This is a genomic window from Rhodoferax sp., assembly GCF_011391645.1.
In the GTDB taxonomy this organism is placed as follows: Bacteria; Pseudomonadota; Gammaproteobacteria; order Burkholderiales; family Burkholderiaceae_C; genus Rhodoferax.
In genome coordinates this window covers 18,184-31,152 of sequence record NZ_JAABQC010000026.1, presented here as the reverse complement: position 1 = coordinate 31,152, position 12,969 = coordinate 18,184, and the positions used below count along the sequence as shown (strand labels likewise).

The 12,969-nt window shown below is 59.9% G+C and carries 14 protein-coding genes; 7 read left to right on the top strand and 7 right to left on the bottom strand.

Annotation, left to right across the window (positions count from 1 at the left end):
* Positions 1 to 116 precede the first annotated feature (116 nt).
* Positions 117 to 782, top strand: coding sequence for a glycine zipper 2TM domain-containing protein (locus tag GPS82_RS05450; RefSeq protein ID WP_296491903.1), 666 nt, complete (start codon positions 117 to 119; stop codon positions 780 to 782).
* Positions 783 to 836: 54 nt separating this feature from the next.
* Here GPS82_RS05450 and GPS82_RS05445 read toward each other — a convergent pair whose 3' ends face one another.
* On the bottom strand, positions 837 to 1,346 hold the full coding sequence (locus GPS82_RS05445) for a DNA-deoxyinosine glycosylase (RefSeq protein WP_296491901.1): 510 nt from the start codon (positions 1,344 to 1,346) through the stop codon (positions 837 to 839).
* Between the two features lie 117 nt (positions 1,347 to 1,463).
* Between GPS82_RS05445 and GPS82_RS05440 the strand changes: the two genes are divergently transcribed.
* Genes GPS82_RS05440 through GPS82_RS05430 form a run of 3 tightly spaced genes read left to right on the top strand, consistent with a single transcriptional unit; the run spans position 1,464 to position 4,342 of the window.
* Complete coding sequence (locus GPS82_RS05440; RefSeq protein ID WP_296491900.1) at positions 1,464 to 1,685, top strand: hypothetical protein; 222 nt, start codon at positions 1,464 to 1,466, stop codon at positions 1,683 to 1,685.
* Between the two features lie 55 nt (positions 1,686 to 1,740).
* On the top strand, positions 1,741 to 2,085 hold the full coding sequence (locus GPS82_RS05435) for an STAS domain-containing protein (protein WP_296491897.1): 345 nt from the start codon (positions 1,741 to 1,743) through the stop codon (positions 2,083 to 2,085).
* Between the two features lie 37 nt (positions 2,086 to 2,122).
* On the top strand, positions 2,123 to 4,342 hold the full coding sequence (locus GPS82_RS05430) for a SpoIIE family protein phosphatase (RefSeq protein ID WP_296491895.1): 2,220 nt from the start codon (positions 2,123 to 2,125) through the stop codon (positions 4,340 to 4,342).
* Here the strand turns inward: GPS82_RS05430 and GPS82_RS05425 are convergent.
* From GPS82_RS05425 to gcvA, 6 genes are all read right to left on the bottom strand, one after another.
* The gene (locus GPS82_RS05425) at positions 4,339 to 5,295 is read right to left on the bottom strand and encodes an MBL fold metallo-hydrolase (protein WP_296491893.1); all 957 of its coding nucleotides are present in this window, start codon (positions 5,293 to 5,295) and stop codon (positions 4,339 to 4,341) included. The two genes, GPS82_RS05430 and GPS82_RS05425, sit on opposite strands and share 4 nt — an antisense overlap.
* Before the next feature lie 5 nt (positions 5,296 to 5,300).
* Positions 5,301 to 6,020 carry an OmpA family protein gene (locus GPS82_RS05420; protein ID WP_296491890.1) on the bottom strand — a complete coding sequence of 240 codons (720 nt, stop codon included), beginning with the start codon at positions 6,018 to 6,020 and terminating at the stop codon, positions 5,301 to 5,303.
* A gap of 3 nt (positions 6,021 to 6,023) precedes the next feature.
* Positions 6,024 to 6,488 (bottom strand): FecR domain-containing protein, encoded by a 465-nt coding sequence (locus tag GPS82_RS05415; protein ID WP_296491887.1) that lies wholly within the window; start codon positions 6,486 to 6,488, stop codon positions 6,024 to 6,026.
* Between the two features lie 337 nt (positions 6,489 to 6,825).
* Positions 6,826 to 7,860 carry a PilT/PilU family type 4a pilus ATPase gene (locus GPS82_RS05410; RefSeq protein WP_296491882.1) on the bottom strand — a complete coding sequence of 345 codons (1,035 nt, stop codon included), beginning with the start codon at positions 7,858 to 7,860 and terminating at the stop codon, positions 6,826 to 6,828.
* A gap of 132 nt (positions 7,861 to 7,992) precedes the next feature.
* Complete coding sequence (locus GPS82_RS05405; protein ID WP_296491880.1) at positions 7,993 to 9,744, bottom strand: GspE/PulE family protein; 1,752 nt, start codon at positions 9,742 to 9,744, stop codon at positions 7,993 to 7,995.
* 267 nt (positions 9,745 to 10,011) lie between these two features.
* Complete coding sequence (gene gcvA, locus GPS82_RS05400) at positions 10,012 to 10,965, bottom strand: transcriptional regulator GcvA (RefSeq protein WP_296491878.1); 954 nt, start codon at positions 10,963 to 10,965, stop codon at positions 10,012 to 10,014.
* A gap of 12 nt (positions 10,966 to 10,977) precedes the next feature.
* Here gcvA and GPS82_RS05395 point away from each other — a divergent pair, with 12 nt between their 5' ends.
* The 3 genes from GPS82_RS05395 (at position 10,978) to GPS82_RS05385 (ending at position 12,967) form a co-directional block, all read left to right on the top strand.
* On the top strand, positions 10,978 to 11,481 hold the full coding sequence (locus GPS82_RS05395) for a hypothetical protein (RefSeq protein ID WP_296491875.1): 504 nt from the start codon (positions 10,978 to 10,980) through the stop codon (positions 11,479 to 11,481).
* Between the two features lie 95 nt (positions 11,482 to 11,576).
* On the top strand, positions 11,577 to 12,689 hold the full coding sequence (locus GPS82_RS05390; RefSeq protein WP_296491872.1) for a YeeE/YedE family protein: 1,113 nt from the start codon (positions 11,577 to 11,579) through the stop codon (positions 12,687 to 12,689).
* A 50-nt stretch (positions 12,690 to 12,739) separates the two neighbouring features.
* Positions 12,740 to 12,967: a sulfurtransferase TusA family protein gene (locus tag GPS82_RS05385; protein WP_296491869.1), complete on the top strand. Its 228-nt coding sequence runs from the start codon at positions 12,740 to 12,742 to the stop codon at positions 12,965 to 12,967.
* Positions 12,968 to 12,969: the final 2 nt, after the last annotated feature.

The window sequence follows — 12,969 nt, the reverse complement described above, 5'->3', positions numbered from 1 at the left end:
GCCCGGTGGCAAGGGGTAATATCCGTCTAGCCACCGTGGAAGGACTGAACTTCCAAAAGTTCCGGAACTCCAACCACGCCAACGCGTTGCCGGACCATCGTTTACAGAGGAGCATCATGAAGAAACCACTTCTTTTGTCGACCGCAGTGCTCGCCTGCGGCTTGAGCCAGGCCCAGGAAGTTGGCCAGGTCATCTCTTCCACACCCATCGTTCAACAGGTGAGTCAGCCGCGGCAGGTGTGTACCACAGAGCAGGTCGTCGTGCAGCAGCCAAAGTCTGGTGCGGGTGCCTTGTTCGGGGCCATCGCCGGCGGGGTGATTGGCCATGCCGTGGGCGGTGGCGCCGGCAATGCGGCAGCCACCGCGATCGGCGCCTTTGGCGGCGCCATCGTGGGCGACAACATCGAGGGCCAGTCGGCGCCTCAACTGCAAAACGTCCAGCGCTGCAACACACAAACCTTTTTTGAAAATCGCACCGTCGCCTACAACGTGGTCTATGAATATGCCGGCAAGCAGTATGCCGTGCAAATGCCCAACGACCCTGGCCCCACGGTTCAGTTACAAATCGCCCCGGTGGGTGCCATCCAGCAAGCGGCGCCCCCCATGACCACAGAAGCCTATCCGCAAGCTGTGTATGTGCAGCGGCCAACCACGATCGTGCTGACCCAGCCGGCTTACCCGGTCTATGCCCCGCGCCTGTACTACCCGCCCATCAGCCTGAATTTTGGCTATGGCTATTGGGGTGGTGGCTATGCTGGTCATCACCGTGGCTACCGGCGCTGATGCTGCGCTCGTGCCTGCAGGGCTTCACCCGCGTGGCGCGATGAAGAATCCGGTTCACAACAAGCCGGCAATGCGCACCACTTCGCGCCAGGCTGCCAGCTTTCGCTCAAAAGTCCAACTGGCATTGGCCGGGCTGGTCGAAGGCAGGCGGTAAACCGGCCGACCCAGCGCACGCGTAACCCGCGCGTGCCGAAAGCTCTCGCCACCGTTGTGCGCAATCAGCCGCAGTTCGGGGCAGCGGCGCAGCAGGTCGGCCAGATCATTGACTTGCGGCTGGCGGATGGCGGTGTCCAGACTGCCGGCGCGTTGGCAGGACGCATACACATCCCACAGACCCAGGCCCTTGTCCAGCATCCAGGCGACGCGCTGCGGGTACTGATCGGCGCCTGGCATCGGGCTGGCTGGCCAGAGCGCCTGCAGCAGCCGCCAGAAGGCATTTTGCGGATGGGCGTAATACTGCTGGCGCGCCAGCGACGCAACGCTGGGAAAGCTGCCCAATACCAGCATCCGGGTGTGGTCCGTCACCAGCGGCGGCAAGCCATTCAGGCGCGTGGATTCATTCACTGCAAACTCCGTTCTTGAACGACTGGCGAAAATAAAGAAAACTGACACGCCAGATTTTTCCGGCCATCAAGGCACTATATTTCATGCTGTTGCACTTTCCTCAAGCATGGCAAACCCGTGAACTGGCTCAAGAAACTCCTGTCCCGTCGCCGGGCGCTGACAACCGAGCAGCGCGCCCAAGACCTTATCGCCGCCATTGACGCGGGCGGTCTGCCGCTGAACGCGGCGCTGGTCAACGACATTGCACGCAAGCTGGGGCTGGAGGTGTCAACCCGGGCGCGCATGGAAGACACCATTGCCCGCATCCGCCTGGCGCTCCAGCGCATGGACGGCCCTTGATGACCAGTTGGTGAGCCCCGGCAGGCTTGCGCCACCCCCTTTTTTGGAGTTTTAGATGGAACTTGTTGAACACATGCACGGCGCTGTCAGAGTCGCTTCGGTGAGCGGGCGCATCGACCAGACGACGGCTGCGCAGTTCCAGCACCTGCTGGCGCCCTTACTGGAAGCAGTCAAGGCCGGGGCCGCTCCGCTGCTGCTGGATTTCTCGGGGGTCGACTACATCAGCAGCGTCGGCCTGCGGGTGCTGATGCTGGCGGCCAGGCAAGTCAAGGCGCAGCAAGGAAAAATTGCCATTGCCGCGCTCACGCCGATGGTGGCCGAGGTGTTCCAGATCAGCCGCTTCAACCTGGTGTTTACAGTCCATCCGGATGTCGCCACGGCGGTCGCCAGCCTGGGCTGAACCGGCGCTGCCCATTGGCTGACCACCTCGCCACCGCATGATCAAGACCGCGCTCGACCTGATTCAGCGCCTCTTTTTGCTGGGCCGTGGCCGACCGCTGGCGCTGCTTGTTCTGGGCGTGCTGCTGCTGGTCAACCTGCTGTCGGAAGCAGGGCGGGCGCAGCACCAACAGCCCGGCGCGCTGCAACAGGTGGTTGATGTCGTGGGCAGCCCTTTTCGCGCCGGGCGCCAGACCCTGTTTGACGGCTACCAGAAGCTCCACCCCCGCCAGCCCAAAAGCGCGCCGGTGACGATTGTTGCCATTGACGAGACCAGCCTGGCCCGAATCGGCCAATGGCCCTGGCCGCGCAACCGCACCGCCGAGCTGATCAACACCATCGCCGCGCACCAGCCAGCCGCCATCGGGCTTGACATCTACATGCCCGAAGCAGACCAGACCTCGCCGGCCAGGGTGGCCGACAACCTGCCGCCCGGCAACACCGAGCTGGCTGCGGCCCTGCGCAGTTTGCCCAGCCATGAGGCGCAACTGGCCGCCGCCCTGCGCGCCGCGCCCACGGTGCTGGGTGCCGCTGGTTTTGACGTCCAGACGCTCAGCTCCAGCGCCGGTTTACGCACGCTGCCGCTGACCGTGAGCGGCGGCGTGGACCCACTGCGGCATGTGCGCAACTACCCCTGGGTGCTGGCCAGCCTGCCCGAGTTGCAGGCCGCTGCCAGCGGTCAAGCCCTGCTGAGCGTGGAACTGCAGCAAGGCGTGGTGCGCCACATGCCCTTGGTGATGGCCGTCAATGGCCAGCTGGTGCCGGGTCTGGCGCTGGAAATGCTGCGCGTGGCCACAGGCGCGCCCGCCATCCAGGTGGCCATGGATGCGCGCGGCGTCAGCAGCGTCACAGTGGCCGACCTGACGGTGCCAACCCAGTCCAATGGCGAGATCTGGCTGCACTTTGCCAAGGCCGGCGCGGGGGTGGCACGCTATGTGTCAGCCGCTGCGGTCCTGGCCGGCAAGGCCGACCCCGACCTGCTGGCGGGCAAGCTGGTGCTGATCGGGCTCACCGGCCAGGGCCTGTCAGACCAGCGCATCACTGCGCGGGGCGAGCGGGTGCCGGGCATCGACATCCAGGCGCAGTCAATCGAGGCGCTGTTTGACGGGCGCATGCTGCTGCGTCCGTGGTGGATGAAATGGCTTGAGACGCTGCTGGTGGGCATGATCGGCGCGCTGCTGGTATGGCAGATGCCGCGCGCGCATGCGCCTCAGGATGCCACGCGGCAAACGTTGCCGCTCAAGGCGATCGGGCTGGCGCTGGGGCTCATCGTCGTTGTTCTCGCCGCCGGTGATGCCGCCTTTGTGCATGGCGCGCAGCTTTTTGATGCCGCCAGTGCGGTGATCACCCTGTCGGTGGTCATGGGCAGTCTGGTGCTCAGCGCCATGATCGCCATCAGCCAGCACAACGCGCAGATGGCGCGCGAGCAGCAGCGCCTGCGCGAAGAAGCGGCGCTGGCTGCCGGCGAGCGCTCTGCCGCCTGGCGCATTCAACTGGGCGCGCTGCCCAAAGCCGAGTTGCTGCTGGCCCGTGAAAACCGGCTCGACCTGGCCACTCTGCTGGTTCCGGCCAAAGACGTGGGCGGCGACCTGTACGACTTTTTCATGATCGACCAGCACCGCCTGGGCTTTGCGATTGGCGACGTGTCGGGCAAGGGCCTGCCGGCCAGCCTGTTCATGGCGGTCACACAGACGCTCACACGCAGCATTGCCAAACACGTTGGCGCCGGCCCGGCGGTGGTGGCCGAACTGGCCAACACCGAGCTCGCCAGCATCAACCCCGAGGCGCTTTTTGTCACCATGCTGCTCGGTGTGCTCGATCTGGACACGGGTTTGCTCACCCTGGTAAATGCCGGCCACGACAGCCCGTGGCTGATCCACGCCGACGGCAGCATGGCGCACCTGGACAGTCCACCGGACGCCGGCGGGCCACCGATCTGCATGGTGGACGACTTTCCGTACCGCGCCCAGCAGGCCCAAATGTCGCCCGGCGATGTGCTGGTGATGTACACCGACGGCATCACCGAGGCGATGAACGCCGGCAACGAGATTTATGGCGGTGCGCGCCTGCAAAAAGCCCTGCACGGCGGCTCTGCCCTGCCCGCGCAAGCGCTGGTCGAACACATCCGGATGGACGTCGGCCAGCACGTCGGCGCCGCCGAAGCCTCCGACGACATGACCCTGCTGTTGATTCGCTGGACGCCCGCCGCGCGGGCCTAAACCGTCACCTCCAGACCGTCCCAGGCGGCAAGCACTTCCAGCGGCTGGCCCTCGCGCATGATTTCTTCATAACGCCGCGACTCCTGCAGGATTTGCGCAATTTGGCTGTCGCTTTGCGCAGGCTCATGGTGGTACAGAAAAAGCCGCTTGGCGCGGGCTTCCAGGCACATCTCGACGCCAACAATGTTGGAGGAATGACCCCAGTCAGCCTTGACCGAAACCGCTTCGGCAAGCGAGTACATGGCATCGAAAATGACCGCATCGGCATTCTTAAAAAACGCGACGCAAGCCTGGCGTTCGGCAACATCGTCCACATGGTGCTCCGAGTCGGTGGTGTAAACAACGCGCGCGCCCTGGTGGTCAAAACGCCAGCCGTAGGAGTCCCCGCTGTGGCGCTGTTTCATGAGGTCAACCGTCATGCCGGCCACGGTTTGCGCCACCCCGGGGGTGTGAACAACAAACTCGAAATTCGCGCCCATATGGCCGAAGTCCACCGGAAACGACGGCGCATCCTGCTGGCGCCGCAGCGCCGCCTCGGCGTTGGCATGGCCGGAGTGAACAATGATGCGGTTGCCGGGGGTGTAGGCCGGCATGAAAAACGGCAGGCCCATGATGTGGTCCCAGTGCAGGTGCGACAAAAAGACGTGGTAGGTCTGCGGCGTTGCCGGGCCGTGCAAGGCGAATATGTGCTGTCCCAGCGCACGCACGCCGCTGCCAAGGTCGAGGATGATGTGCTCGGGCTGGTCGGTGATCAGTTGCACGCAACTGGTGTGACCGCCAAAGGTGCCCGAGGTGTCAAAACCCAGGTTGGCAATAAAGGCCTCCATTTCAGCCTGATCGGCAAATGCCCTGCCATTGGCGGCCTGCAGCGTGGCCAGCAGTTTTTGGCGGATGTCCTGGGTCGTCAGCGACACCGCGATGGACCCGCGCGTGCCCCAAAAGCGAATTTTCATGATGCTCAGCGCACACTGATTTCAACGCGCCGATTTCTCGGCTCGGCAACACCATCGGCGGTAGCCACCAGCGGCTCGCGCTCACCGCGGCCTATGACATCCAGGCTGATGGCCTTGGCGCCAGACGCCACCAGCATGTCCTTGACGGTCTGGGCGCGGCTGGCCGACAGGGTGTCGTTGGCATCCTCATTGCCAACCCGGTCGGTATGGCCGATCACCATGATTTCTGGTGCCGGGCGCTGTGCCAGCTCGGCCCTAAGCCCGTCCATCACCGCCAAGGATTCGGGCGCCAGTTCGGTCGCCGAGCCGGTGGCAAAGTACACCGTGAAAGAAACCGGGCGCGGCGGTTGAGCCGCCAGCACCGCGCCAAAACGCCCGGCCACCGTTGCCGCGTCTTCACGGCCTTGCGCAATGGCGCCCGCCTGCGTGACTTGAGCGGCGGCATAGGCCGAGTCGAGCCGGACTTCACCCGCTGCGCTGCGCACCACCACCGCGCCCAGCTTGCCATCCGGGCCGGGCAGCAACACGATGCGGTCAGGCAAGGCGTCACACGCTGCATGCAGGCTCTGGGCCGACCAGTTCCCGGTGCGAATGCAGCCCCCGGCAGCTGAGCGCAAGGGCTCGCCGCGGCTGTCGAGCACATAGCCGGGCGCGTCGGCGGCCAAGGCAAGTCCGCCCCCAAGCGCCATCAGGCCACCAAAAATGAATTGACTAGACGGCAGCATGGCTTACTCCTGTGTGGGACCGGCTTCGACCAGGAATTCGGTCCCGCGCACGCCCAGCGTGGTGCTGGGTGTTGAGATCACCATGCCGTCGGGATTGGCCTTGGCAATCTTGCCCGAGATAACCGACAGCGTGCCACGCTTGAGAGAGGCGTCGAGCACGCCGGCATGGGTGGTTGAATTAAAGGCAAATTTCTTCAGGTCGAGCGTTGCATTGGGCCCGGCCGACAGCAAGGTGTTGTCGCGCAGGGTAATACCCACCGCACCATCGGCAGCCGTCACGATGCGGTCGCCGCTCTCTACCAACGCACCCACCACTACCGGCATTTTTTGCCCGTTGCGCTCAATGCTGGCCGTGCCCCTGGCAGTCTTGACCATACCGGCTGGCTCGGCCCATGCCGCAGAGGGCAACACAAACAGCGCGGCACCGCACAGCGCAACCGTCACAACATGGCTCAATCTGGGCTTCATAAAACACTCCTGAAAAGGGACGCATCAATTTCGACAAATTGTTACACCTTTTCGCCAGCTTGTGATTCCGGTCCAGCCGCTGTCGATTAATTTGCTCTCTTCCGCTCTGCCACCAGCAAGGCAAACAAGTTTGGACTGACCTTGGAATGACAACGAAACCGCAGCACACCAGCGGACGCGAGAGGACATCATCGAAATCTGCGAGAAGCACAACCGGCGTACCTGCTGCGTTTGCGGAAAACGGCCAATGTCAAACGGCTGGCCGAGCGACTGTTCAACCGTCAGACCTGGACAACGGCCATTTAGGGAAAGATCACAGGATATGGCGGGTGCCGTTTCAGACTTTTCGCTGACGCGCGACGCGATTCATGGCAATGGTCGCATCGATCAAGCCTTTATCGAAAAGTGCCTTGATGGAATGGTCCATCGTCAGCATGCCGTGCTGCGAACCGGTCGTGATGGCGTTGCGGATTTGGGGAATATTGTTTTCCCTGATCAGATTCGACACCGCCGAAGTGTTGACCAGAATCTCGTAGGCAGCCACCCTGCCACCGCCCAACTTAGGGAGCAGTTGTTGGGTCACCACAACCCGTAGCACTGCTGCTAACTGCTCCAGCACCTGCTTTTGCCGGGCACCCTCAAACACATCGACAATGCGTTCCACGGCCTCGGCAGCGCTGGGGGTGTGCATTGTGGAAAAGACCAAATGCCCTGTTTCGGCAGCCGTCAAGGCCATGGCGATGGTTTCCGGATCACGCATTTCCCCCACCAGAATCACATTTGGGTCTTGCCGAAGCGCATGTTTCAGCGCCTGCGCAAATGAATGCGTGTCCACGCCAATCTCACGCTGCTCAATGAGGGATTGTTTTGCATCAAAGACGAACTCCACCGGGTCTTCAATGGTAATGATGTGTGCTGCCCTGGTCTTGTTGATTTCCTCCAGGAGAGACGCAATGGTTGTGGACTTGCCATGGCCTGTCGGTCCAACGACCAGAACAAGGCCGTCAAGAAGCTTCGTCAATTCAGTGATTTGCGGTTCAAGACGCAAATCTTGAGGGGAAGGAATATTTTTTGGAATCAACCGGGCGGCAAGTCCGATGGCTCCTGACTGCTGATGAAGGTTGATCCGAAACCGCACATTGTCGACGCTGTGGCTGATGTCCAACTCAAGAGATTCTGTGTATCGCTTTTTCTGCTGCGGCGTGAGCATCGCAAAGATTGCCTCTTGCAATTCATTGGCAGTGAGCGAGTCTCCCTCCATCAGTCGCAATTGTCCGTCCACGCGTATCGCGGCCGACTGGCCCGAAACCAGGTGTACGTCTGACGCATTTGCCTTGATTGCCGATCTGAAATACGCCTCGATGGTTTTCATATTGGTTCCGCCTGTGAATGGGAAGTGATGCTTGAATCTACTGCGGTTGGCGCCAGTTTGCAAGTGGATCCGGAGGATCGATTTGGCCGGCAAGCTCAAGCAATGCGTTTAATCAATTTCGCCGTTCCCGCTTTACATGCAGGCTCTGTAGACTTCGGCAATCGATACCAATCCAGCCCGCGCCTGTTCCACACCATTGGCTGGCAAGCTGACCATGCCATTTTTCAATGCTAGCTTGCGGTAGACATCACTGGCAACGCCCGCACCGATTTGTGCACGCAATTCGTCATCCATGGTCAGCAATTCATAAATTGCCAGCCGGCCCTTGAATCCAGTCTGGCGGCAGCTTTTGCATCCTGTGCCGCGATAAAACTTTTCATTTTCATCGAGTGAAAGGTTTTTTCGCATCAAGACAGAAACGGTTTCTTCTCCCAGGCAATCGGGGCAATTGCGGCGCACCAGCCGCTGCGCCAGCACGCCGATGACGGCAGAGCGAGTCAAGTACGGTGCGATGCCGATCTCCATCAACCGCACTAGCGTGCTGGAGGCATCATTGGTATGCAAAGTGCTAAAAACCAGATGACCGGTCAAGGCGCTTTCCACCGCTATCTTGCAAGTCTCCACATCGCGCATTTCGCCAATCATAATGACATCGGGGTCATGCCTCAGGATGTGCCTTAAGGCTTGCGGGAAACCAAAATTGATCGCTGTATTGATCTGAATTTGACGCGTGTTGGACAACTCGTATTCGATTGGGTCTTCCACCGTGATCACGTTAACGTTGTCCTTTTCAACCTCTTGAAGCGTCGCATACAAGGTAGTTGATTTACCTGATCCGGTAGGTCCTGTGACCAAAATAATGCCGTAACTGCGCTTGATCAAGTCGATAAACCGCTCTTTATCGCTTTGTTTGAAGCCTATTTCATCAATTGAGCGTAGTCCCTGATTCTTATTCAAAATACGAATCACAATACTCTCGCCGTATTGCACTGGAATGATTGAAATACGTAAATCTACAGACTGCAAAGTGTCCTTTATGCGAATACGACCGTCTTGTGCCAGCCTGTGCTCCGCAATATTTAAACGTGACAGTATCTTGATGCGGCTGACCATGGCAGGCAATAACGTATTACTGAACTCGCGTATTGAGAGCAGGCTGCCATCAATGCGGTAGAGCAGCTCAAACGACTTCTCACTTGGACGAATATGAATATCCGAGGCACGCTGGTTGATTGCATCAAGAATAATTGAGTTGACCAGTTGTACCAGTGGCGGCTGCTTTGCCATCTGCTCCGCATCACGCCAGATGCGCTGCTCGTCAATGAGTTCTGGTGTGGGAATATCAAACTCCTGTACCCTCTGAAATTCTTTGTAGTTGGCCTCAATCGCTTGATCAATCTCTTTTGGCGAAGAGATTACAAATTGAACCGGATGCTCAACTGTGAAGCGCAGCAGTTCTAACGACTGCATATTTTGCAAGCCGACGGTAGCCAGAATCAGCGTGTCGTCGTGAAGCATGAGTGGCATGACCTTCAAGTTGCGCGCAAGCGCAGCTGGCACTAATGAAGTGATTTTGGTGTCGAAGTCAAAGTCTTCCAGTACGGCCCTCGGAAGATCTAGCGCCTCCAGAACATAGCGGCTCAGGTTTTCCTTCGATATGGCGTGCATATCAATTAAAACTTCACCGAGTTTTTTGTTGGGAGAAACCTTCTGCAAATTCAGCGCGGCGTGCAACGTTTCGGTGCTGAGTAACTGTTCATTCAGCAAAAATTGCCCTAGCTTTAGGTGATGAATTTTTTGCGTGCTGAGAAGAGCACCAAGTTCGGTTGAATTTCGGCAAAGCTGCAGATGGTTTCGGAGACTATTTTTTTGTATGGTGTCCATGACTATTTTTCGACTTCTCTTTAACTTGGGCATTGATGTTCAATGCATTTTGGTACCAGAGCTTGCGCAGTGCCTTGCGAAGCATCAAAAAGATCGCTCAATTTCCTGGACATGGCTTTTCCTTCCAAACCTAATGAAACGCCTCAACATCTTCAATCGTTTTTGCCGCAGGCATTGCGCGAAGCACCCAGCGCAACCAGGCACCAGAAGTTCGACACCTTCTCGCCAAAAATTCGGGTGTCCCAACCAACCCTTTCAGTCCGGACGTCAGCGCGCCTCCGTCTTTGCCTCTTCAAGCAGCCACTTGCGAAAGGCTTGCACGGCTGGCCGACTGGAGACCGCCTCCGGGACGGCCAGGTAATAGGCATGGTTCTGGCCCACGGCAATGTCAAAAGGGGCCACCAACCGACCTTGCGCAATGGCGTTGGCCACCAGCGGCCTGGAGGCCAACGCCACCCCCAAACCGTCCAGCGCCGCCACATAGGCCATGCCGGCATCGCCAAAATAGGTGCCGGCCTTGGGGTCGGCGTTGGTCACGCCGGCCAGCCGGAACCAGGCGTCCCAGCCCGGGCCGGACCGCTCGTTGGCGGTGGCGTCGTCATGCAGCAACACCTGGTGACGCATGTCAGCGGGAACCCGCAAGGGTTGATCGCCTTCGAGCAACTTCGGGCTGCAAACGGCAATGTAGTCGGAGCCAAACATGCGGTCCACCTGAAAACCCGGATACAGCCCGGAGCCAAAGCGGATCACCACCAGTGAGTCTTCCGGATGCAGGTCAACGGGTTCGAACGCGGCGGCACCCGCCGGCTGGACGCCGTCGAGGGTCGTGACGGACCGAATCACATGCAGGCTGAGTGATGGCTGTGCCAAGGCAAAGCGGCGCAGCCGCGGCACCAGCCAGCGGGTGGCAAAGGACGGCGGCAGCACCAGGATCAGGCGACCAATGGTGGCACGCTCATGGACGCCCTGCACCGCAGCCGCAAAACACGCCAGCCCCTCGCGCACCTTGGGCAGCATGGCCTGGCCCTGAGGCGTGAGCGCCAGCGCGCGCGTCAGCCGGTGAAACAGGGGCAGGCCCAAAAAGTCCTCCAGCACCTTGATCTGGTGGCTGATGGCGGTCGGGGTCACCGACAACTCCTGGGCTGCGTTCTTAAAGCTCAAATGACGCGCCGCTGCCTCAAAGGCACGCAAGGCGTTCAGGGGCGGCAGACGGTGCGACATGGATGAGTTTTTGTGATCTGTTGGCTGAGAATTGATCATTTGTTGCAGTGCAACATTTTTGCTATGGTAGCACTGTGTCCTCAAAAGGGGCATTTATTTAGCAAAGGAACCTCATCATGGAATACCAATACTCAGACATCGAAGCCCATATCCGCCGCGCAGAAAAACTGCGTTCAGAGGCCCTGGGTGCATTTCTTTCGGCCGGACTCCACAAATGCGTGGCGTTTTTCAAAGGCCTGGTGGAGCGCAAATTCGAAAAGAATGTTGTTGCCGCCAGGTCCGCGCCCGCCGTTTTCTATTGAAATCAATCCAGTTGTTGGAACTTTGATGAAAACTTTCTTCAGCCTGGTCAATTTCGTGGTGGGGCTTTTGTCGCTGCTGACGGGAGTTGGCAACGTTTTGTTCCACTCCAACAACCCAACGGGTGCGGTGGCAGGCTGGGTTGCCATTTTGGTGGGAGCAACCTTCCTCTGGCTGGCAACGCAGGCCATGTTCAGCAGCGCCAAAAACAACTAGCCCCCGCAGGCTGTCCACCTCACCCGGGAAAACCCCCGGACCTGTAAGGGTATGAGCATGATACAAATATCACTTCATTCTTATACCCAAATGCCATGGACATCACTGCTTTACAAGCACTTCAAACTCAGGTGTTGTGGGCAGCCTTTGCCGTGTCCCTGGCTTTTGGTGCCATAGCGCAGCGCACCAATTTCTGCACCATGGGCGCCATCAGCGACATCTACAACATGGGCAGTTGGACCCGCATGCGCATGTGGGGCATGGCGGTGGGCGTGGCCATGATCGGCTTCTACCTGATGGCCTGGCTGGGCTTGATCAATGCCTCGCAAACCATTTATGGCGCAGCGCAGGTGCTCTGGCTGTCGGCACTGCTGGGCGGCGCCCTGTTCGGACTGGGCATGGTGCTGGCGTCGGGCTGCGGCAGCAAGACACTGGTGCGTATCGGCGAGGGCAGCCTGAAGTCACTGGTGGTATTTTTTGTCATGGGTCTGGCCGCCTTTGCCACCATGCGCGGCATGACCGCCTTGCTGCGCAGCAACACGGTCGACCTGGTGCACTTTGACATCACGCCCGGCAACGCGGTGCCGACCTGGCTGTCGGCGATGCTTGGCTTTGATGCCGGCAGCACCGGCCTGGTGCTGGCCCTGCTGGCGGGCGGCGGCTTGGTGCTCTGGGCGCTTTGGGACGCTGAATTCAGAACCTCGGGCAAAAATCTGCTGGCCGGGTTGGGCATTGGGGCGGTGATTGCCGCAATGTGGTGGGTGATTGGCCACATGGGCTTTGTGCCCGAGCACCCGGAAACACTGGAGCCGGTGTACTTGGGCACCGCGGGCGGCTCCATGCAGGCCCTCAGTTTTACCTCGCCGATGGCGCGCACGCTTGAGTGGGTCATCTTTTTCGATCCCTCCAAAGTGTTGTCGCTGGGCGTGGTCTCGGTCTTTGGCGTGGTGCTGGGCGCCCTGGCCTACGCGCTGTACAACCGGTCGTTTCATTGGGAGGGATTTCGCGGCACCCAGGACACCGCCCTGCACATCATTGGCGCGGCCTGCATGGGCATTGGCGGCGTGACAGCCGGCGGCTGCACCGTGGGGCAGGGCCTGTCGGGCCTGTCCACCCTGAGCGTGACCAGCATCATCGCCGTGGCGGGCATTGTGCTCGGCGCGATTGCGGGGCTGCGCTTGCAAATGTGGCTGATCATGCGCGAGTAAGCGGCTGTCGCGCCCTACCGAAAAAATTAACGCAATCCCAAGGAAATCAAATGCAGATTGACAAAGAACTCGACGCCCGTGGCCTGAATTGCCCGCTGCCCCTGATGAAAACCAAAAAAACGCTGACCGAGATGCAAAGCGGGCAGGTGCTGCGCGTGGTGGCGTCAGATGCCGGCTCAATGCCCGACATTCTCGCGTTTGTCAAAAAGGCGGGCCACGAGATGCTGGAGCAGCAGAACATCGGCAAGGACTACATCCACATCATCCGGCATAGTTGAAC